This is a genomic window from Streptomyces fagopyri (assembly GCF_009498275.1).
In the GTDB taxonomy this organism is placed as follows: Bacteria; Actinomycetota; Actinomycetes; order Streptomycetales; family Streptomycetaceae; genus Streptomyces; species Streptomyces fagopyri.
The window spans coordinates 608,826-631,034 of the sequence record NZ_CP045643.1; the positions used below are offsets into that span (position 1 = coordinate 608,826).

Annotated in this window: 13 protein-coding genes and 1 tRNA gene; 5 read left to right on the top strand and 9 right to left on the bottom strand. The window is 71.5% G+C overall.

Going from position 1 to position 22,209, the window contains the following annotated elements; translation table 11 throughout:
* Window positions 1-196: 196 nt before the first annotated feature.
* From GFH48_RS02565 to GFH48_RS02590, 6 genes are all read right to left on the bottom strand, one after another.
* Window positions 197-3,322 carry a discoidin domain-containing protein gene (locus tag GFH48_RS02565; RefSeq protein ID WP_153286668.1) on the bottom strand — a complete coding sequence of 1,042 codons (3,126 nt, stop codon included), beginning with the start codon at window positions 3,320-3,322 and terminating at the stop codon, window positions 197-199.
* Window positions 3,323-3,740: 418 nt separating this feature from the next.
* Window positions 3,741-4,139 (bottom strand): NUDIX hydrolase, encoded by a 399-nt coding sequence (locus tag GFH48_RS02570; RefSeq protein ID WP_153286669.1) that lies wholly within the window; start codon window positions 4,137-4,139, stop codon window positions 3,741-3,743.
* Between the two features lie 313 nt (window positions 4,140-4,452).
* Window positions 4,453-5,727: a phosphatase PAP2 family protein gene (locus GFH48_RS02575; protein WP_194280819.1), complete on the bottom strand. Its 1,275-nt coding sequence runs from the start codon at window positions 5,725-5,727 to the stop codon at window positions 4,453-4,455.
* Window positions 5,728-6,168: 441 nt separating this feature from the next.
* Entirely contained in the window at window positions 6,169-6,969 is an 801-nt protein-coding gene (locus GFH48_RS02580) for an inositol monophosphatase family protein (RefSeq protein ID WP_153286670.1), read from the bottom strand.
* Between the two features lie 228 nt (window positions 6,970-7,197).
* Window positions 7,198-7,863, bottom strand: a complete 666-nt coding sequence (locus GFH48_RS02585; RefSeq protein ID WP_153286671.1) for a response regulator transcription factor — start codon at window positions 7,861-7,863, stop codon at window positions 7,198-7,200.
* Window positions 7,856-9,046: a sensor histidine kinase gene (locus GFH48_RS02590; protein ID WP_228120281.1), complete on the bottom strand. Its 1,191-nt coding sequence runs from the start codon at window positions 9,044-9,046 to the stop codon at window positions 7,856-7,858. The genes GFH48_RS02585 and GFH48_RS02590 overlap by 8 nt, the downstream gene beginning before the upstream one ends.
* 390 nt (window positions 9,047-9,436) lie before the next feature.
* Here GFH48_RS02590 and GFH48_RS02595 point away from each other — a divergent pair, with 390 nt between their 5' ends.
* The gene (locus GFH48_RS02595) at window positions 9,437-11,701 is read left to right on the top strand and encodes an MMPL family transporter (RefSeq protein WP_153286673.1); all 2,265 of its coding nucleotides are present in this window, start codon (window positions 9,437-9,439) and stop codon (window positions 11,699-11,701) included.
* Window positions 11,702-11,831: 130 nt separating this feature from the next.
* Window positions 11,832-11,905: transfer RNA gene (locus GFH48_RS02600), tRNA-Met, on the top strand.
* 333 nt (window positions 11,906-12,238) lie between these two features.
* Here the strand turns inward: GFH48_RS02600 and GFH48_RS02605 are convergent.
* From GFH48_RS02605 to GFH48_RS02615, 3 genes are all read right to left on the bottom strand, one after another.
* Window positions 12,239-12,883: a dihydrofolate reductase family protein gene (locus tag GFH48_RS02605; RefSeq protein WP_153286674.1), complete on the bottom strand. Its 645-nt coding sequence runs from the start codon at window positions 12,881-12,883 to the stop codon at window positions 12,239-12,241.
* Between the two features lie 342 nt (window positions 12,884-13,225).
* Window positions 13,226-13,810, bottom strand: coding sequence for a hypothetical protein (locus tag GFH48_RS02610; RefSeq protein ID WP_153286675.1), 585 nt, complete (start codon window positions 13,808-13,810; stop codon window positions 13,226-13,228).
* 60 nt (window positions 13,811-13,870) lie between these two features.
* Entirely contained in the window at window positions 13,871-15,223 is a 1,353-nt protein-coding gene (locus GFH48_RS02615) for a S53 family peptidase (protein ID WP_153286676.1), read from the bottom strand.
* Between the two features lie 221 nt (window positions 15,224-15,444).
* Between GFH48_RS02615 and GFH48_RS02620 the strand changes: the two genes are divergently transcribed.
* The 3 genes from GFH48_RS02620 (at window position 15,445) to GFH48_RS02630 (ending at window position 22,186) form a co-directional block, all read left to right on the top strand.
* Window positions 15,445-15,798 carry a DUF6882 domain-containing protein gene (locus GFH48_RS02620; protein WP_194280471.1) on the top strand — a complete coding sequence of 118 codons (354 nt, stop codon included), beginning with the start codon at window positions 15,445-15,447 and terminating at the stop codon, window positions 15,796-15,798.
* Between the two features lie 330 nt (window positions 15,799-16,128).
* Window positions 16,129-19,425, top strand: coding sequence for an FtsX-like permease family protein (locus tag GFH48_RS02625; RefSeq protein WP_228120282.1), 3,297 nt, complete (start codon window positions 16,129-16,131; stop codon window positions 19,423-19,425).
* Between the two features lies 1 nt (window position 19,426).
* Window positions 19,427-22,186, top strand: coding sequence for an FtsX-like permease family protein (locus GFH48_RS02630; protein ID WP_153286677.1), 2,760 nt, complete (start codon window positions 19,427-19,429; stop codon window positions 22,184-22,186).
* The last annotated feature ends 23 nt before the right edge of the window (window positions 22,187-22,209 follow it).

The following is a 22,209-nucleotide window of genomic DNA, read 5'->3' on the forward strand; positions in this document are numbered from 1 at the left end:
TTGGGCGCCAGGCCGCCAGGGCGTCACCGGCGATCGAGCTCCGCGGCGCGCTGCCCCCGCACTTCTCCGGCCCACGGCCACGGCGTGGCCGTTCGCCCTTCTCCAGCTCGTGGAGACCTGAGCGTCCGGTCGCGGAACTCCCTCCGTTGTCAGCAGAGTTCCGCCGCCGGGACGCGGCCAGGGGTGGAGAGGCCGGTCAGCGCACGGAAAGGCTGGTCAGCCGGGCGCCCTCCCGCTGCCCCGCGTCGGTCGCCAGTGCCACGTACCGGGCGGTGCCGTTGGTGGTGAGTCGGCGGCTTCTGCCATGTCCCGTGAGTCGGCCGGCCTCCGTATAGGTCACACCGTCGCTGCTGAGTTCTGCTCGGAGGCCGGGCACGTGACCGCCGGTCCACTCCGTATCGATCTCCCGGACCGGGCGTTCGGCGCCCAGGTCGACGACCATGCGGCCGTCGGGGCCGGGCGTCCAAGCGGTGTGCGGGTCACCGTCGACGGCGGCCGAGGGGCTCGACATGCCCGCCGGGAGCGGATTGGTCGGGAAGACCGTGCGGCCCAGGGCGAGGTCGTCCAGCGGGTACGTCTCGGCGTCCCGCAGGATGACGGTGGTGGTACGTCCCGCGCGGACCTCGGCCACCTCGCTGTGGCCCTGGCCGGTCACCCTGAGACGGCAGGAAGGCCCGCTGAGCCGCAGAGTGGCGGAGTCGAGGACCTCCGCCCGGAGTCCGGCGGGCAGCCTTCCCCCGAACAGCGCGCTCACCACCATGCGTGGAGGCAGCAGTTCGGCCGTGGCGGCATCAAGATGGGCCTCGTATGCGCTGCCTTGGGCGGTGACAGTCTGGCGCCCTTCGAACAGGGCTCGTGACGAGCCGGATTGGGGGATGTCGACGCGCGTCGTCACCTGCTCGTCGGACAGATTGAACAGGCTGAGGTGTTCCTCGGTGAGAGCCGCGCGAACGCTGTCGTCCTCGGCCTGCGGAGCGGCACCCCGGGCGAGTTCGCGGAGCTCGTCGGTGGATACACCGGGATAACCCTCGGCAACGAGCGGCGACGCCGGGCCGTCGGCCAGGACCACCGTGTCGCCGTACACCGCGAGCGGCCGCTCGGTTCCCCTCACGACAATGCCGGCTCGGCCGTCGACGTCGAGCCAGCCGCCCTTGCTGGAGACGTCGGGTTCGGGCCAGGAGACGAGGTCGTCCCACTGCTGACCGTCGGCCGAACCCTGCACGGTGTACGCGCGTCCGGCCGCGGCCTCCCAGCGGAGGGTGACGCGGTCCACCTCGTACGTCGCTCCGAGGTCGACGGCTATCCAGCTGTCCGCCCGGGGCCGGTCCGCCTTCGAGACCGCCCATCGACTCGTGGCGTTGCCGTCCACCGCGAGTGCCGGCTCCTTGCCGAGGTCGTACGAGGACGCTGTCGCCGTCCCGCTCCGGGCGAGGTCGGCGCCGCCCGCACCGTCGCGGGCCTCGAAGGCGTAGAGGGAGTAGCCGTACGTCGGGTCGGGCAGCACACCCCTCATGCGCAGATGCCTGACCTGCGCCTTCGTGAAGGTGACCTCGTCCACCCGCGGGGTGGCGGCGGCCGCTCGGGCGTCCTGTGCGGTCACGGTGGCACTGCCCTCCGCGAAGCGGTAGGTCCGTGAACCCGTGAGGCCCGCCATGCCCGGCATGGTGAGGTTGTGGACCTCCAGGTGCCCCTCCCCCGCCGCGACGCCGGTCGTCGCGTAGACGACCGCGCCCGAGGGCAAGGTGGTCAGGCCCGCCCGGCCCGTGTTCAGACGCAGCACGGTGGCACTGCCGTCGAACCCGTCGCGGAGCTTGCTGTACGTCCGCACCTGGCGACCGGTCACCTGCGCCGCCGTGCTGGGCAGGAACATGGGGTTGGCGCCGCTGAGCTTGAACAGCCAGTCGTCGTGCGCCGGTTGCCAGGCGAACTTCACGAAGCCCGGCTTGGTCACGGCGCCCGCCCAGGCTCCGACCGACTGGTGGGACACCAGGCCGGGGACGGTCCCGAAGTCGGTGACGCCCGAGGCGTGTTCGAAGAGTTCCTCCGAGGACAGTGGCCGCACCACGCGGCCCCGGCCCGCCGCCCACAGGTGCAGGAGGTAGCTGATGGCCACTTCCGCGCGCGCCTCCGGCTCGTACTTGGGCTCGCCCGAGAACTTCGCGAGACGGTACTCCGGCGGGTACTTCTGGTACGCCTCCAGCCGCTCCGCGAGCGCCACTTCCGCTCGGGCCGCCGCGCGGTCGCCGACCACCTGGGCGAGGAAGGCGAGCGGGATGACGTCACGGCCGTAGAGGTGCTCCCGGTCGTTGACCATCGGCATCAGCGGTTCGCCGGCGTCACTCATCACCCCGAGCAGCGTGCGCCACAGCTCGTCCGCGTTCGGCTGGTTGGTGAGCACCTGGGGCAACGGGCGCCCGGCGGTGATGAAATGGGCGGCGTTGCGGCCGGACGTACGCCACAACTCTTCCTGATAGTGCGGGCCGAAGGAGCCGTGGTTCTCGACGATGAAGGTGTCGTACAGATTGCGTGCGGTGTTGTCGGACACGGGGACGCCGTCCACACGGGTCGGGTTGACCAGGTCCGCCTGGGGCAGACCGGTCTCGTTGCGTGACCACGTTCCGAAGGCCTTGTCCCACTCGGCGTGCCGCGCGTCGTCCGTGGCCCAGGCGAGCCCGGGGGCAAGGGACTGCGCGTAGACGCCCATCTCCTCGAGCTTGGTGTCGCCCTCGTGCCCACCGAGCAGGCCGTGCGGGGTCCAGCTGCCGGAGTTCGGATCGTCGCGCGTGCCCAAGCCCGTCGTGTAGGCGGCCTGTTCGCGGGCGATCGTGTCGACGTTCGTCCGAGTGGCCTCGTCGAGCTCGTCCCACAACAGCCGCGCGGCCAGCACGAAGTAGAGCTGGAAGGTGGTGTCGAAGAACAGCGTTCGGCCCCACTGGGTGCCGCCGGTCAGCCTGTTCGACGCGGCGAAGTGCTGGATGGTGGCGAGCGTCCGGGCCTTCAGCGTCTTCTCGTCGATCCCGGCGCGGTCGCCGTCGTAGCTGCCGCGCGTGAGCAGAACCGCGTTGCCGAGCACCACGGCAAAGCCGAAGTCCTTGTCCGTGTAGTAGCCGCGGGCCTCGTCCCACTGCGTCTCGGACCAGTGGGTGTGGTTCAGCAGGACGCGGTAGTAGGTGTCCGCAAGGGTGTCGGGCGCCGTGTCCGGACGTCCGTGGGCGCTCGCGATGCCGCCGCCGAGGGTGACGGGGACCGTCGCCGCGAGCGCGGTGGCTCCGAGAAGCTGGACGAAACGGCGGCGATCGACATACAGGGATGCATCGGACACGCTGAGCGCCTCTCGCTAAGACAACGTTGTCAGTCGGATGACCGAAATTCTTCGTCCGAGATCGTCCGTGCGTCAAGAGGTGTGCCAGGAGTGATCGTTGGCGTCCGTGGCGCACGATGGCGGCCTTCGGCGCGGTACGACCAGGTCGGGAGCCCGCAAGCGTCCCCGTCCAGCGGGATGGGCCTGAAACCACGGACCTGGGATGATGTCCCCTGTGGGGTTGACTCACTGGTCGGTGCATGGGACCGGGGGCTTGGAGCTGCACTGTTCCGGATGGGCCGCGGGAGATCGTGAAGCTGTTGATCCCGCCGTCGGGTGCGGCCGCGGGACGGCGCCCGGTGCTGCTGTGAGCGGCGTCCAACTCACGGCGCAGGCGACGCCGTCTTCACGGACACACGGGAGTTGGCTCGTTCCCACCTCAGCGCGGCGGTGCCTCGTCGAGGTACCGCCGCACCGGACCGAACACCCCGCCGGGAATCCGCTCCGTCACCTCGCCCAACGGCACCCAGGCAGCTTCGGCCACCTCCCGCGAAGACGCCACCCGCGGATCACCGGACACCCACCGGCACGCCACATAGGCCACGCGCCGGCCCGTCACCGGGTGCGTCCGCTCACCGATCACCCACGCCGACTCGACCACCACGCCGGCCTCCTCCGACGCTTCGCGCACGGCGGCCTCTTCGACCGACTCCCCCACATCGACCTTGCCCGCCGGGAACTGCCAGACCAGATCGCCGACCGGGACAGCGCGTCGGATCAACAACACCCGGCCTTCGAGCGCAACCACGGCCCCGGCGATCAACCTGTCAGCGTCCATGGCGGAATCCTCCCCTCTCCGGGAGTGGTACACCTCGACGACGAGACGCGCGCCGCCGTCGAGAAGTGCGCCGCCGCCCACCGGCGCGGAACATCCCAGGGCCCACCAGTCAGGTGCCGGGCCCCGCACGCCCTTTCAAGCCCTTCACCTGCCCGCCCAGATGCTCGACAAGGTCGCACGCAGACCAACCCGCGGTCCGGCAGTGCCGGCCCTGTCGGACCGCTTCGACAGGGCCGCGGCCTCACCGTCAACGAGTTCGAGAATCAGTGAGGGCACTGCGGGTCAGGTTCGAACGGCTGTGGGCGGAAAGCGGTCACGCCTGCATGAGTTGCGGTTCTGGTCGCTGTTCTGGTGCCGCTGCCTTCGGATCCCACGACTTGGTGGTGCGCATGTAACCGTGCACCACTGAGGCCATGGCCAGAATGAGAAGTGGCCCGGACACCCATGGCTCTGCGGCCATCTCCACCGACAGATAGCGGTACGAGAGCAGGAGCGCGGCGAAAACCGTCGCGCCGTAGGTCACCAGCCGGACACCTTGCCGGTCCCAGCCACGGTCGAACGAGCGCATCGCCGCCTCGACCGTGAGCGCGAACACCACACCGGCGACGAGATCCACGCCGTAGTGGTAGCCGAATCCCAGCGTCGCGCAGAGCGTGGCAATCAGCCAGAACGTGCCCGCGAACCGCAGAATTCGCGGGCCCTTGCGGGAATGAAGGAAGAGCGTGGTCGCCCATGCGGTGTGCAGGCTCGGCACGCAGTTGCGAGGGGTGATCTCGTCGAACGGGATCGGGTGCGGAACTTGGACCACCGAAGGCGTGTCCGGCCACAGGTTGGCCACGGCCCAGTGCCCGCCGTCCGCGCCGTACGCGAAGATCGGCCCGACCACCGGGAAGATCATGTAGATGCCCGGCCCGAGCAGTCCTATGACCAGGAAGGTGCGCACCAGGTGGTGGCCCGGGAAGCGGCGCTCGACCGCCACGTTACGCAGCTGGTAGAACGCGACGATGGCCGCCGCCAGGGGGAGCTGGCCGTACACGGCGCCGAGAACATGGGCACCGATCGGGCCGGTGGCCTCGACGAACCTGCCCACCACCCACGATGGGTTCCCCAGTGCGTGATCAGCGGTCGCCACGTACTGATCGAGCACCATCGGGCGGGTCTTCGACGTGATGAGCAGCCAGGCGTCGCCGGTCTTGTGGCCTGCCACCAGCAGCAGGCCCAGCCCGACACCCTTCAGCAGCAGGACACGCTCCCGGCCCGTGCGACGCGTGACGGCCATGACCGCGCAGCCCAAAATCACCCACAACGCACCGTTGCCGAAGTTCATGCCGGCGCCGACCGCCCACCGCACCAGCCAGAAGGCGAGGTCGATGGCGACCGCGGCGCCGAGCGCGATGAATCGTTGCCGCCACGTGAGAACCACCATCATCAACGCCATACCGGCGTACAACAGGGGCCCCGAGTGGGGAGCGAATATCACCTCGCGCGCCTGGTTGGCGAGAGGCCCCGGCACGCCGTAGCGACGCGCGGCGATCTCCAGCGCGACCAGGAAACCGAGGGTCGCCACACCCGCCATGCCCCACAGCAGCGCCCGCGGTTGACGCCGCACGGCGAACGTCACTCTGCCGCTTGTTTGCGAAATTATTCGCAATGCTATAGAAATCAATTATTTGGCCGATTTATTAGATTTTGGTCACATGGCTCACTCCACCCTCCGTACGTCTGACAGGTCTCTGCCGAGGGTGGACGATCAGGGCGATCGGCGCGAGATCGAACATCGTATCGGAGCGGTGCGCGTGAATTTCGCTGGTCACCGGCGGTACGGAGGTCAGTCGATCCGCATCATCGGGAGAGGTGAGCTGGACCCGCGCGACACCGACACCCGCCACTCAGGCGTCCTCGCAGCTCAACGCCGTTGATGCGCCCGGATCCGCAGTCGGAATGGCCCGTGGGGACCACAGGCATCTCCGGGCCTCAGCCCGACCCGGCCGGCAAAACCGGTGCGGTCACCGGACCAGCGGTCACAGCGCTAGGTCCGGTCGCGCACCATCGACATCAGCAGCCCGTGGGTCTCCTCGTCGGCGGCGGCCACGAGCCCACGGCCTGACCCGCCGACCGGGGCACCGTCGATCCCGGTGACCACGCAACCGGCAGCCCGGCACAGAGCGATGCCGGCCGCGAAATGAACGCTCCAGGAGAGGTCGCCGCCATCAGTGACATACGCGGCGCGCTTGCCGGCAGCGACCCAGGCCAGCGCCAGCGTCGTGGAGACGACGCGCGGCCGGAAGTTTTCGGCGAACCCGGGATGGGCCAGCAGATCCACGGCGCGGAATCCCGGCGCACTGGGGAACGGCGGATCCAGGTTGACGTCCACCAATCGGGTGGCGGACGTGGGTGCAAGTGAGACGTCGTCGGTCCCGTCACGCCGCCTCCAGGCGGTCTCGCCGTCCGTGAAGAAGACCTCGCCGCTGAACGGGTCGGCCACCGCCGCCGCCCCCTCGCGCAGCGCCACGTTGACGGCCACCAGCATGCTGCCGACGGCGTAGTTCAGCGTGCCGCACAGGGGATCCACCAACCACTGGCGCTCAGCGTCGGTGGCACCCTGCTGTCCACCTTCCTCGCCGAGCACCGCGTCATCGGGCCGCGCGGCACGGATGACCCCGAGGATCGCCTTCTCCGCCTCCACATCGGCGGCGGTGGCGAAGTCCCCGGCACCCTTGTCGATGCGGTTGAGCCGCCGGCCGTACATGGTGCGCACCACGTCGGCCCCGGCCCTCGCCCCGGCTATCGCGACTGCAACATCGTTGGTGCTCGCGGATGAGTTGATCACACCACGCAGAGTACCGAGCCGGGGTTGCCGCCCCGGCAGGCCTTCCCGGTCACCTCAACACCACACAGGCCCGCCGCTGCGGGGCTGCACCCTGCGAGTGCTCAGCGGCGGTTCCGCGGCCGGTCGGACAGTGCCGCCCACATGCCCTCGAACGACGGTCGGAGCGAGCGTTCGACTCCGGTGTGAACGCGCGTCCTCAACCACGGAGGGCATTCTGCGGGGAATGTCTCAGAAAAGGGTGTTCCTGGCCAGTACCGTGGCCTGCGCGCGGCTCTGACAGCCGGTCTTGGCGAGCACATGCGTGATGTGTGTCTTCACGGTGTTGACGCTCACGACGAGACGGTCGGCGATCTCGGAGTTGCTCAGTCCTTCGCCGATGAGTCGCAGTACGTCGCGCTCCCGTGCGGTGAGCTCCCCCAGCCGGGCCAGTTCCTGGTCGTCGGGTCGTCGCACGGTGGCGAGGTGCCCTTCGATGACGCGCCGTGTGACAGCGGGGCTCAACGCGCTGTGCCCGGCGGCCGCCGCACGGATCGCGGCCGTGAGCTCCTCGTACGAACTGTTCTTGAGGAGGAAGCCGGCAGCCCCGGCGGCCAGCGCGGCGTCGACGAACTCGTCCGTGTCGAAGGTGGTCAACATGAGTGCCTGCGTCCGGCCAGGTCCGAGGAGCCGTCTGCGCGCCAGTTCGGCCAGAGCCCACATCCCGTCGCGCCGGGGCATACGGATGTCCATGAGGACCACATCCGGTCTCCGTTCCGCGCACGCGTCGACCGCTTCCTGGCCGTTCGTGGCGGTACCTACCAGGGTGAGGTCGTCCTGGGTCCGGAGAATCGTGGTGAGGCCGGTGCGGATGATCGGTTCGTCGTCCACGACCAGCACGGTGATCCGCTCAGACACCGGCGTTCTCCATCGGCATCGTGGCCACGACGCGGAAGCCGCCGTCGCCTGTTGGTTCCGCGGTCAGTTCGCCGCCCATGGCGTCCACCCGTTCTCGCATGCTGACCAGCCCCAGCCCGGTCCCCGCACCTCTCGTACCGGGATGTACGGCCCGGAAGTTCACCACTTCGAGACGGAGCCGATCCCTGTCACCCTCGACCGTGAGCCGGATCGCCGCTCCCGGCGCGTGACGCCGGGCATTGGTGAGCGACTCCTGGATGACGCGATAGCCGACCAGTTGCAACGGCCTCGGCAGTACGTCCAGTTCGGCCCGGATCCGTACGTCGACCGTCCCGCCCGCGGCCCGATGGATGTCCAGCAGCGCGCCCAGTTCCCCGAACCCGGGTATGGGCTGCAGGGAATCGAGGTCGGAGGGGTCTCGTAACATCCGCAGCAGATCACGGAGTTCGCCCCCGGTCTGTCTGCCCGCCGCGGCCAGCCCGTCCACCTGCGCGTGCGCCCAGCCGGGAAGTTCCTCGCGCCGCGCGCGCAGGGCCTCGGCGTGGATGACCAGCAGGGTGAGCGAGTGCGCGACCACGTCGTGCATCTCGCGTGCGATCCGCAACCTCTCCTGCTGCGCGGCCTGTTCCGCCCGCAGGTGCTGTTCACGGGTCGCATCCGCCGCCCGTTGCTCCGCCGCGTCGTGCAGGGCGCGGCGGGTACGGGTCGCGTATCCCATGGCCCAGACGAGCGGCATCGGCGCCAGGACCGCGAGGACGTCGAACCCGCCGTGGTATTCGCTCTCGGTGCCCGCGCTGTGGTTCACCCACAAGCCGATGAGGACCACCGTGATGCCGCCGAGCGCAGCCCGCACCGTGCGCCGGGTGTCCCCGCAGTCGCTGCCCAGGCTGTAGAGGGCCACGCCCAGTGGCAGCACGTCCAGTGGTGACGACCTGTGTCCCACGGCGGCGCCGGTCACGACCGTCACGGTCAACGTGGCGACGATCACGAGCGTGGCCGTGGCCGGAAGCCGCCGCCGCACCAGCAGGGCACCTGCGGCCACGACCCCGTACCCCGCCAGGAGAGCCCATGCCGTGAAGGACGGGTCCGTGCTGGGCTGCGACAGCGCGAGCGGCAGCAGCACCATGGCGATCAGGCCCAAGTCGAAGCACCACACCCGCAGTTGGAGACGATCTGCATCCACCCGCCGCACTCTAGGACGCACGCACGGCTCCCACCTCATACCCCGGGACTACTTCCGCCGCGTGGGGGACCACATCCAACGGGCGCGAGAACACGGCCGTGGCTCCCCAGGCTCGGCGCGGCGCACCGGTGTTCTCCCAGCGGGTTCCGGCATCCCGGCGCGGATGCCCGCACCTGCCTCCAAAACCCGCGCCGAATAGCTCACTTGGCCGTCCGCGTGTCCGCGGCGGGCGTCGTCACCTCGTGGGGTGACCTGGCCCGGTCCCTGGGGTGGAGAGCCGGGCCGCCAGGTTGGTAGCGCGGTACGACGAGCGGCGCGGTCCCCCTCCCTAGCTTTGTCGACGGCTCCGCGGCGGGTTGCCGCGGGCGAGTCGCGGAGGGGCACGTATCCATGAAGAAGAACCGCACGACGACAAGAGGGCGCGGATTCGCCGCTCGCGCCGGAGCGTGGAGCGCGAGCCATCGTTGGTCCGCCCTCGGCGTCTGGCTGCTGTTCGTCGTCCTCGCCATGGGCCTCGGTTCGGCAACGGGGCGGGTGGATGTGCGGCAGAGCAGCATGCTCCGTGGCGAGACCGGTCAGGCGGCGCGCATCGTCGAGGACGCGGGGATCGACGAACCCGCCACCGAGACCGTATTGGTCCAGGCGCGGAGCGGGCGCGGCGGATCTCGGGATCCAGGGTTCCGCGCCACGGTGGAGCAGGTCATGGAGGCCGTCCGCGCGACCGGTGCCGTCACCCATGTGACCTCGCCGTACACCACGGGGACGATCTCCAAGGACGGCCGCAGCGCGCTGGTGCGGTTCGACATGCGCGGCGACGCCGACACCGCCGGGGACCGGGTGACATCCGTTCTGAAGGCCGTCGGGAAGGTGCGCGGGGATCACCCGGACCTACGGGTCGAGGAGATCGGCGCCGCCAGTATGAGCAAGGCGTACGACGACGCCTACGGCAGGGACTTCCACCGGGCCGAGTACTCCGCGGTGCCGGTGGCGCTGGGCATTCTGCTGATCGCCTTCGGCGCGGTGGTGGCCGCGCTGCTCCCGGTGGCGCTGGCGCTCACCGCGATCGTCGCCACCATGGGCCTGATGGGCCTCGTCAGCCACCTCCAGCCGATGAGCGACACCGCCAATTCGGTGATGCTGCTGGTCGGACTCGCTGTCGGCGTCGACTACTGCCTGTTCTACCTGCGCCGGGAACGCGAGGAGCGGGAGGCGGGCCGGGACGCCGGTACGGCACTGATGATCGCGGCGGCGACCAGCGGACGCGCCGTGATGGTCTCCGGGGTGACGGTGTGCGTGGCGATGGCCGGCCTGCTGTTCACCGGGATCGCCGACTTCCAAGCGATGGGACTGGCGTCGCTGATGGTCGTCGCGGTCGCCGTGGTGGGCTCGGTGACGGTGCTGCCCGCGCTGTTGTCACTCCTCGGCGAGAGGGTCGAAAACGGCCGAGTCCCTTTCCTTCACCCCGAGAAGCGGCGTACCAGGCGGCCCGTGGGCGAGGGCAGCAGGGTATGGCGGAAGGTTCTGGGTGTGGTGCTCGCGAAGCCGGCGGTGTCGCTGGTGGCGGCGGCCGGAGCCCTGTTCGTGATCGCGTCACCCGCGCTGGGAATGAAGACCCAGCAGCTCACGCTGGACCAGGAGTTCGGCGACCGGCTGCCCATCGTGGCCACCTACAGGCACGTCAACGCGGCGTTCCCCGGCGGTTCCGAGCCCGCCCAGGTGGTCGTGAGAGCCCACGATGTCGCCGCTCCCGAAGTCACCGCCGCGATCGAGGACTTCCGCCGCCGCGCGGTGTCGTCCGGCGCGTCCGGCGGGCCCGTCGACGTGGTGGTGCACAGGGAGCAGAACGTGGCGGTGCTGACGGTGCCGCTGGTCGGCGGCTCCGATCTCGACGAGGCGGGGCACAGTCTGGACGTGCTGCGTGACGACGTACGGCCCGCGACGCTCGGCCGGACCGCGGGGGTCGAGGCCCCGGTGACCGGCCAGGTGGCGGGGTCGAAGGACTTCAATGACCAGTTGGCCGGCTCTGTCGCGCCGGTCCTCGCCTTCGTGGTCGTCTTCGCCTTCCTGCTCATGCTGCTCTCGTTCCGGTCACTGACGCTGGCCATCACCTCCATCCTGCTGAACCTGCTGTCGGTGGGGGCGGCGTACGGGACGCTGGTAGCGGTGTTCCAGCACGGCTGGGGCGCGTCCCTGGTGGGTGCCGAGGGCGTCGGCGCGATCGTCGCCTGGCTGCCCCTGTTCCTGTTCGTGATCCTCTTCGGCCTCTCGATGGACTACCACGTGTTCGTGGTCTCCCGGATCAAGGAGGCGCGGACGCGTGGCCTGAGCACCAAGGACGCGATCACCCGGGGCGTGGTCACCACGGCGGGCGTCGTCACCGGCGCGGCGGCCATCATGGTCGCGGTGTTCGCCATTTTCGGTACGTTGTCCATGCAGTCCATGAAGCAGATGGGCGTCGGCCTGGCCGCGGCGGTCCTCATCGACGCGACCGTCATCCGGGGGGTCCTGTTGCCCGCGGTGATGGCGCTGCTCGGCGAGCGCAATTGGTACCTGCCGCGCTGGCTGCGGTGGCTGCCGGACCTGGACCACGACGTGATCGCCCTCGCACCTGACCAGGAGCCGTCGCCCGACGTGGCGGTGCCCGCGCGAGGTTGAGGGAGGGCGCGCCGGTGCGGCAGTCACGGGAGGCCGGTGCGTGCCGTCCTTCCGGATCACCAGGCCGCACCCGTCCGTAGCGGAAAATGTCTGCCAGGCCGCTCCGTCTGTCGTACGATGGAACCACCGACGCGGGGTGGAGCAGCTCGGTAGCTCGCTGGGCTCATAACCCAGAGGTCGCAGGTTCAAATCCTGCTCCCGCTACGAAAACCCGGCCCCCCGACTTCGTGTCGGGGGGCCGGGGCTGTTTGTGGCGCCGCTGCACCATCGGAAGTGGAACACGCACGTCACCGACAAGCAGCTCAACCTGCCGGTGGCCAGGACTAGCGCCGTCTGTACCCGCCCGCGGCATCCGGACGACGGGAGCCGCAGGAACGCGCGGGCGTCATCGAGGGCGCCGAGTGCCGGCCCGTACACGTCCGACGAGTCCCCTTCCGCGCGCCGCCGACGTCTCCGCCGGCGCCAGGGCCTGATCGCTGAGTCACCGGCCGGGCGGGTTCGCCGGGTTGGCGGTCGGTGGTCGGTTCGAGCCCTGTGTCATTTCCGCCAGAACAGGTGGTGCGCGACGCCGCTGGCGCTGGGCACGATCTCCAGGTGGAATCGGTCGAGCAGTTCGTCGGGTGTTTTCCAGAGCCGGATCCCGGAACCGAGTTCCACCGGCGCGACCGCCACGTGCAGGGTGTCGACGAGGTCGGCATCAAGGAACTGCCGGATCGTGCTGACCCCGCCGCCGAGGCGGACGTCCTTGCCCTGCGCCGCCTTCCGCGCCCGTTCGAGGACCGTGCCGGGGTCGTCGTCGACAAAGTGGAACGTGGTGTCGGAGAGCGTGATCGCCGGGCGAATGTGGTGGGTCATGACGAACACAGGGGTGTGGAACGGGGGCTCCTCCCCCCACCAACCGAGCCAGTCATGGTCGAGCCAGGGCCCGCGCTGGGGGCCGAACTTGTTGCGGCCCATGATCTCGGCGCCGATGTTGTGTGCGAAGTCCCGCGTGAAGTAGTCGTCAAGGCCCCGGCTCCCACCGGGGTCCGTGCGCATGGGCCAGCTGGCGGTGGCACCGGCCCAGGCGAACAGCCGCTCGGGATGGGCGTGCCCGAACGGGCTCTCGAGGGTCTGGTGCTCACCGGCACCGATACCGTCCCTTGAGACGTTGAAATTCATCACTCGCAGTAGCTGTTCCACGTGTCTCCTCGTCAGGTCCTGTCGCGTCCTTGTGTGGCGAGGTGCCCCACATCAGTACGTCGAACGGCACTCGGCCGGATCGACGGCCGCTGATGGTTTTTTTCAAGACGCGCACGGATGGACAGTTCACCCCGCGACCCGCCTGATCACCCACCGACACGTCCAATGCCGCGGCCAGGGTTTCCCCAGGGTGCCGCGGGCGCCCGTGTGGGGCGAGGCTGTAGCGCCGACGGGACCCTGAGGGATGGGGATGGGCCGGTCCGTGTGGACCGGCCCATCCCTTCTTCGCCGCTCTGATCCGTTCCGGAGCGGTATCGGTGCGCGAGTGCGATCAGCCAGGGATCAGTACGCTTCCTCTCCCTGGCCCAGTCCGAGCCCGGTGGTCCAGGAGGTGAACGAGACGCCTGCCTGGTAGATCTCGCTGACGCCCGGCGTGTAGAAATACGTGCCGCGGCTGCTGTGGTCGGGCATGCTCAGCGTCATGGAGCTGACCTTGAGGGTGTGCTCGGCCGCGTCGGGGATGTTGTAGATCGCGGTGGTGTGCAGCGGGGAGTCGGGCCTCAGTACGAGGGTGCCGCCTCGGCCGTTGACAGTGACCGGGATGGGCTTGTCCTCGTCGGGAGAGCCCTTGACGGTGATCAGCGGTGTGTCCTTGAGCGTGCAGACCACACCGTCATGGGCGAGCAGCGTCAGGTCGAAACTGCGCCGGCTGAGGCTGGCGGTGTAGCCACCGAAGTAGAACGAGACGTCGTCCGTGGTGCACGGACGGGGTGCCGCCGCCTTCGCCGCCTTCGCGGGCGCCTGCCGCGCGGTGGTCCTGCCGGCCGCCGCGCTGTCGCCGATGGTCGCGTTCGCCACCGCCGTACCGCTCAGGACGATGGCGGCGACGGCTGCCCCGACAGCCGCCGCACGGGAGTTGAGACGCATGAGGTACCTCCACAACACTTAGGGAATCCGTGGCCGACGTGGCCTGGGGGAACGGCCCGGTCAGAACGCGCCGAGGCCGTGCGGGACGCCGAGACCTGTCGGTCCGTCCCAGCCCGGACCCGCGTTGCACAGGGCGGTGCTGATGCCGGGATACGAGGCGCACTGGTGGTAGGCCTCGTTGTTGCCGGCCGTGACGTCCGTGAAGTCGGCCTTCGGGGCGCGGTAGAGACTCCCGGGACCGTCGACCGCCGAGAGGTGGCCGGCGCGGGCGAACAACCCGGCCACGTAGGGCGCCGACGCGCTGGTGCCTCCGGTCACGACCCAGTTGTAGGGGTCGTCGCCGCTGGGCGCGTAGGTGTCGTACACGGCCACACCGGTGGCAGGATCGGCGTCCGCGGAGATGTCGGACGCTGCCCGGTGGCCGCCGCAGGCCGATGTGACCGAGGACGGCTGCCCGGTGGCGGCGGGAAACGCCTGTTCGCAACCGCTGCCCGCGGCGTACCAGGCGGTGGCCTTCCCTCCGTCCGCGGGCAGACTGACACCGCCCACGCTGATCACGGAGGGCAGCGCGGACGGCCAGGACTGGTGAACGCCGCCGTTGAAGCCCGCGTCGCCCGTGGAGGCGGTGATGGCTACGCCCTTGTGGTCCAGTGCGGTGCGTCGGGTGCCGTGCGTGTTCTGGACATCGGCGCTGTAGCCGTAGCTGACGCTGACCGCCGACGCGCCCTCGCCCACGGCGGTGTTCACCGCTCGGGCGAAGTCGGCGGTGGAGACGTCGTTGTCGTCCTGGGCGTCCTGCCACGGAATGGAGATCTCGAGAAGGCGGCAGGAGGGGCAGGCCGCGGAGGCCATGTCGAGATCGAGTGCCGTCTCGAGCGCGACCTGCTCCTCCAGGTACCGGCCCTGGGTCCCGGTCTGCGGGGCCGGCTGCTTGCCCCCGTCGTAGTTCCTCAGCGTGAGACAGCCGGAGGCCGTGGTGCAGGCCGGCAGTCCGAACGTCTTGCGGTAGGCGGCGAGATCCTTCTCCAGTGTCGGATAGACACCAGCGTCGATGATGGCGATGGTCCGTGTGCTCCGGGAGGTGGCGGGCAGCCCGTAGGCCGCCCCCAGTTCGGCCGGGCCGTAGCCGGCCGGTGCGGGCGACCGCAACGGCGTCTTCCCGTCCGCGTCCTCGGTGACGACCTTCGCGTGACACCGTGGGCAGACAGCCCGTGCCCCGTGGTGGTCGAGCAGCGTTCCGTCCTTCACCTCCTGGTGCAGACGGGCGACACTCTCACCGGAACTCGCTGTTCCGGTCAGTCGCACGACAGGGGGTTGGGGCGTGCCCGCGTCCGCTGCGGCGGGCACGGCCGCCGACGACGACGTATTCGCCGTGAGCATGGCGCACACCAGCACGGTGACCGCTGCTGCCACCCCTGCCACCCGACGTCTCCCGGGCACGCTTCCCGCCCATATCCATCCTCGTCGTCTCACATGCACTCGATCCACTCGGTGGGTACACGGTCCGCCACATGTCGAAGGACGAACCACTGACAACCCGTTAACGGAGTTGCCCACGAGCACAGTTCACGGTTCACCGGTGTCATTTTGTGCAGCGCGGACTTTGGGCCGGCCACGCTGCTCCGGGCGAGGACATGATCGATCAGCCGGCAGGCGCGCACAGGTCCTGGGGGTTCGGCTCGGCGGACCGGTGGGGACTCGACCAGCGAACCGGCATCATCACCTGGACGTTCCCCGACAGGACTGCCGGCGCGCCTGCGCGGATCCTCGGCAGCCACAGCCCGTCGTCGGAATCCTGGCTGCGGGCTTGGGCCGACGTGAGCGTCCCGCCCGGGACGAGTCGCGACGCGCGCACCGTTCGCGACGGGGCCCTGGCCAATGGCCACCCCGCTCTCGCGGAGCCGAAGGCCGAGGCCGACGAGCAGAAGGCAGCCGCTCTCGCGGCACTGGCGGTCCGGAGCGACGGGCTTCTGTCGAGGGCCCGGTAACGGGTCGAACGCGATCATCACCTTCGGACCGGTCACCCTGACCACCCGCGACGGCAGCACCTCGACGTGCAGGATCGATGTCGGCGGGCAAGGGCCGAGGCGGCGGCAGCGGCAGCGGCAGCGGCAGCGGCAGCGGCAGCGGCAGCGGCAGCGGCAATGATCAACTTGCCGGATTTCGCGCTTCCCTGCCCCGATTCTGTTCATAGAACGCCGATTTTCGGTCACAATCCGGCCAAGCCCGCTCCCCTGCCACTGACCCCGCCGCATCCGATCTGACAAGATCACCGAGGGTCTGGGTCATGGAGACGACGGAGTTTCGGGGGAAGCCGGGTGACGACGTACGGGGTGCGTTCGGGGCGTGCCACGCTCGTCCTCGTGAGGGCGCGCGCGCATCGCCTGCTGATCACCGCCGCGCTCGTCACCGTCCTGCTGACCACGTCCGTGCTGGCGGCCCTGGCCGCCTACTCGACCGCGATCGGCGACGCGGCCCTGCGCCACTCGCTCACCGAGCCGCGCAACGCCGCCGATGCCGCGCTGGTCGTCAAGGCCGAGGTAACGACCGGCGCCCGCCGGGCCGTCGACACCGCCGTTCGCGACGGAGCGCGCCGGACCTTCGACGGGCTGCCGGTGACCGTGCGGACACTGGTGCGCTCCGGCCCGTACGCCCTGCCCGCGAGCACGCGCGCCTCGACCGCCCGGCGCGGCGACGACCCCGACCTCACGCACTTCGCGGCGCTCGACTCCACCCAGGTGCGGCTCAGCGAGGGGCGTATGCCCCGCGCGGGCACGCGGGACGTCGAGGTGGCGTTGCCCGAGACCGCCGCGCGGCGGCTGCGGCTGGCGCCGGGCGCCCGTCTCACCGTCACCGACCGGCTCGACGGACCAGCCGTGCGGATCCTCGTCACCGGCGTGTACCGGCCCGCCGACCCCGCCTCCACCTACTGGCTGCTGGACGAACTGGGCGGCAGGGGCGTACGGACCTCCGCCTTCACCACGTACGGCCCCTTGCTGACGGCGCCCTCCGTCGTCACCGGCGGCCGGCTGAGCCTCGGACCGTCGGCGTGGCTCGCCGGCGCCGACTTCACGCGCCTCACCGCCGACCGCGTCGACGCCCTGCGCACCGCCGCGCGCACCGGGCCGTCCACCCTTCTCAGACTGCCCACCGGGGACAGCGGCAAGGGCGGTACGACCGGCAGGGCGACCGCGCGCACCGCCCTCCCCGACGCCCTCGACCGGGTCGAGCGCTCCCTGCTCGTCTCCCGCTCCACCCTGCTGATAGTCGCCCTCCAGCTCGCCCTGCTCGCCGCCTGCGCGCTGCTGCTCGTGGCCCGGCTGCTGGCTGCCGAACGCACCGGCGAGACCCGGCTGTTGCGCGCTCGCGGCGCCTCCCGCGCCGCCCTCGCCGGCCTCGCCGCCCGGGAGGCCCTCCTGCTGGCCGTGCCCGCGCTGCTGATCGCCCCGTGGCTGGCCGGCCCGCTGATCCGGCTGCTGGCCGAACAGGGGGCGCTGGCCCGGATCGGACTGGAGCTGGAGGTGCCGGCCGGCGGACAGCCCGGGGTGTGGCTGACGGCGGCCGGCGTGGCGCTGGGGTGCGCGCTGGCGGTGACCCTCCCGGCGGTCGCGTCGACCGGGTTCCGCACGTCCCGCGCCCGCGCCCTGTCCGCTCCCCTGCGGGCAGGGGCGGACCTCGGGCTGGTGGCGGTGGCCGGGGTCGCCTACTGGCAACTGAACCGCCGTACGTCGGGCGCGGTGAGCGCGGACCTGACCGGTGCCTGGGGAATCGACCCGCTGCTGGTCGCCGCGCCCGCCCTCGCGCTGCTGGCCGGCGCGGTCCTGACCCTGCGCCTGCTGCCGGTCGCCGCCCGGCTCGTCGAGCGCCGTACGACGGGCGGGCAGGGCCTGGCCCCGGCGCTGACCGGCTGGCAGCTCAGCCGGCGCCCGGGACGCGGCGCAGGTCCCGTACTGCTGCTCGTCCTGGCCGTCGCGCTCGGTGTACTGGCGATCGGACAGGGCTCCTCGTGGGAACGCTCGCAGGACGACCAGGCCGACTTCGCGGCGGGCGCGCCGGTACGGGTCATGGGCAACGGCCCCGGCGAGCTCGGCCGCACACAGGATTACGGGGCCGTGCCCCACGTGCGTGAGGCCGTCCCCGCCGTACGGACGACCCTGCCGCTGTCCGGGGGCCGCACGGCGACGGTGCTGGCGCTGGACACCGCGCACGCGGCGGACACCGTCCTGCTGCGCCCCGACCTGGCGCCCGCCCCGGCGAAGCAGCTGCTGGCGGGGCTGGTTCCGTCCGGTGAGTCGGTGGGCGCGCACGTTCCCGCGGGAGCGACCCGGCTGAAGCTGACGGCGACGCTGCTCAGTTCGGTGCGCGGCACGGATGGCGCGGCGACCGTGACCCAGACGCTGGAGGACGATCACGGCGTCCCCTACCAGTTGCCGTCCGGCGACCTCCCCGTCGACGGGCGCGCCCACACCCTCACTGTTGAACTCCCGCGCGAACACGGGCCGTTGGAACTCACCGGGGTACAGCTCGTACTGCCCGTACCGCCCCGCCACGCCGAACAGCACACCCTGACCCTCGACGCCCTGACCGCGACGACCGCCACCGGCACGGCACAGCGGGTGCCCCTGCCGGCGGCGTCCTGGACTGCGGTCTCCGACACCTACGGCGAGGGCGCGGCCGCCCCCGGAACCGCGCCGACCCGCCCGCGCGTCCGCCCCGCCGCGCACCCGACCGTGGTGTACGACACGGGTTACGTCCCGTCCGACCAGTCCTGGCTCACCCCGTCGCTGGCGCTGCGTATGCAGGTGGCGCAGCCCAGGACCACCGCGGTGGCCGCCCTCGCCACCGACCGTTTCCTCGCCTCCGGCGGCGCCCGCCCCGGTCAGACGTTGGACCTCACCTTCGAGGGGCAGAACGTGCCCGTGCGCATCGTGCGTGCCGTGCGGCAGCTGCCGACGGCCCAGGGCGGCGGCGAGTCGGACGGCGGCGCCGTGCTCGTCGATCTGCACGCTGTGAACCGGGTCCTCCAGGCGCGTTACGGGGCCGCCGTCGGGCCCACGGAGTGGTGGCTGCGGCCGGACTCGCCGTCGGACACCGCGGGCATCGCCTCCGCCCTGCGCGCCCGACCCGACCTCGATCCCGGGCACGTCGTCGTGCGCGACGAGATCGCCGCCGAGCTGCGCGACGACCCGTTCGGCGCCGCCCCGCAGGCCGCGTTCACCGCGGCGGCCGGCGCGGCGGCGGTCCTGGCCGCGCTCGGGTTCGCGGTCAGCGCGGCCGGAGCGCTGCGGGAGCGGAACGCCGAGTTCGCGATCCTGCGTGCCCTGGGCGCCTCACGCCGCCGGCTGGCCGGTGCCGTCGCCGCCGAGCACGGCGTGCTCGTCGCGCTGGCGCTGGCCGTGGGTACGGGCCTGGGCGTCGCCCTGACCCGAGCGGTGCTGCCGCTCATCGTCCTGACCGGCGTGGCCACCCGCCCGGTGCCGGATCTGCTGGTGGAACTGCCGCCGCTGCGGGTGGCCGCCCTGCTGGCGGCCGTGGCCGCCGTCCCGGTCGTCGTCGTGGCGCTGCTGGCGGTGCGACAGGCCGATCCGGCGCGGGTACTGCGGGAGGGGACGTGACATGGTGAACCCGTTCAGGCGTGTGGACCGCGCCCCCGCTCCCTGGGTCCGCACCCGGCTGCGGTCGGCGCCCGGGGCTTCCCTCTTCCTCGCGCTGCTGGTGGTGCTGACCGCCTGTCTGGCCGCCGCGTTCCCGCGCGCGCTGGAGCGGTACGAGGACGCGGGCCTGCGCCACGCCGTCGAGCAGGTGTCCCCCTCCCGGAGCGTCGTCAGTCTGTCCGCCCCGGCTCCCCTGCCGAGTCTGTCGCAGGACCTGCGCGAGCGAGCACTGCGTCCCGCCTCTGTGAAGAGCCAGTACGACAGCATCCTCGGCACGGTCCGGCGCCCCTTCGTCCCCGACCGGAACCAGTCGTCGTACGGCGTGACCACCACCGTCAACCAACTGGTGCCCGACCCCTGGCTGCCCCGGCCGGACGCACTGCCGGCCCAGGTCGCCCTCGTCGCACCGGCAGGTCTCGCCGGTCACGCCCGGCTGAGCGAGGGCCGTCTGCCCCGCGCGTCCGGCACGGTCACCACCACGACGCCGGAGGTGGAGGCGGCGGTCACCACCGACACCGCCGGGATCCTGCACATCAAGGTGGGGTCGGTCCTGCACGTCCCCGGAGCGGGCCGCGGCCCGCTCGCCGTCCGGGTCACCGGGATCGTCGCCCCGCGCGAGCGCGACGGTGCCTACTGGGCGACGGACCCGCTGCTGCGTACGCCCGTGCTGAAGCGGATAACGCCCGCCGACCCGTACTCGGCTCGGTACTGGCTCGGCGCCGTGCTGCTGCCACCCGAGGCGGCCCCCGCGCTCCTGGGCACCGAGGGGCGGCCCAACCGCTACTGGCGGCTGGCCCCCTCCCCGGACGCCCTTCACCACCGTGACCTGGGCGCGCTCCAGTCCGCGCTCGCGTCCCTGGTGTCGGGTCCCGGCCTCCACCAGGTGAGCACGGTCACCGGGTCCCTCACGGAGGCCGACACCGGCCTCGACGACGTACTCGCCTCCTACTCCCACCTGTTCTCCGGCGTCTCGGCGCTGATCTCGGTCGCGGCGTTCGGCAGCGGGACGGTCGCCGCCGTCGTCCTGGCGATGGCGGCGGGCCTGTCCGCCGACCGCCGCCGCACCGAACTGGCCCTGCTGCGCGCCCGCGGCGCCTCATTGCCGGGCCTCACCGCCCGTCTGCTCGCGGAGACTGCGGTGATCGCCGTCCCGGCGGGGACGGTCGGCCTGGCCGTGGCCGTGTGGGCCCTCCCCGGCGCCCGGGCCCTTCCCGCCGCACTGGCCGCCCTCGCGGTCACGGTCGTCGCCTGCGTCGCTCTGCCCCTGCGCGCGGCGGGCGCCCACCGGCTCGTCCGCAGCTCCGTGCTGCGCCAGGACGTGACATCGGTACGACCGTCCCGGCGCCGAACGGTCGCGGAGCTGACGCTGGTGACGGTGGCCGCCGGCGCGTTGGTGACCCTGCGCCGGCAGGGTACGTCCGGCGGCTCCGGCAATCAGCTGATCTCGGCGGCGCCCGTACTGGTGGGAGTCATCGCCGCGCTGCTGCTGGTCCGCGTCTACCCGCTTCCCCTGCGTGGCATGGCCGGTCCCGCCGGGCGGCTGCGCGGTGTGGTGAGCCATCTGTCCCTGGCCCGGGCGGGCCGCGGTTCCGCGTCCGCGGTACTGCCGCTGCTCGCTCTGCTCACCGCTCTGACCACGGCCTCGTTCGGCGGCTCGGTCCTCGCGGGTATCGGCGAGGCACGGGACCACTCGGCGCTCCTCGCCGTCCGTGCCGACGCCCGGCTGGAGTCGGCGATGGATCCCTTGCCCGCGGGGCTGACCGACCGGGTGCGCCGTGTCTCCGGTGTGCGGGACGTGACGGCGGTGAGCGTCGACTACCGGGCGAGGCCGAACGACGGACGCCAGACGGTGCCGGTGGTGGGCGTGGATCCCGGTGACTACGCGGGGCTGACGAGACGGACGGGGCTCGGAGCCTTCCCCGAGGGAGTGCTGAGGACGGGCCGCGGAAACCTGGGTTCCGGCGCCGTGCTGCCCGCCGTGGCCTCTCCTGGCGTGGCTCACACCTACGGCTCCGCCCCGTTCCCCGTCGGCATGGTGGACGGCAGCATCGTCAGGGTCCGCATCATCGCCGTCCGGGACATCACCCCGGCCGTGCTGGGCGCCGACTTCCTGGTGGTGGATCGCGCCGGTCTCAGCGCCACGGCCGTCAAGCCGACGACCCTGCTGGTGACGGGCCCGGAAGCGGACGGCCGTGTCCTGCGTGAGGCGGCCGGTAACGCGGTGTCGGTCCGCCTCCGCGCGGAGGAGAGAGCCCGGTACGTCGACTCCCCTCTCCAGACCGGCGTGACGCACCTGTACACGGCGGCGGTGGCGGCGGGTGCCGGCTACGCCGTACTCGCGCTGCTCCTGTCACTCCTGCGCGCCGCTCCCGAACGCATCGCGCTGCTCGCACGCCTGCGCACCATGGGCCTCACCCGTCCGCAGGGCCGCCGCCTGCTCGTCCTGGAGTCCCTGCCCCAGGCCGTGCTCGCCGCGGTCGGCGGTGTCCTGACCGGCTGGGCCGCGATCCACCTGCTCTCCCCCGGCATGGACCTGACCGCCGTTGCCCTGCCGCCCTCGCTCGCGCCCCTGGAGCAGACCCCGCTGCACACCGACGCCTGGTCGCTGGCCGTGCCGGCGCTGACCGTGGTGGCGGTGACGGTGGGAATCGCCGGCGTGCAGGCGTGGTGGGCGGGGAGGAGAGGAGCGGTACGGGAGTTGAGGGCAGGTGACACAGGGTGAGGCGAGCAGCACGTGCCGTCTCG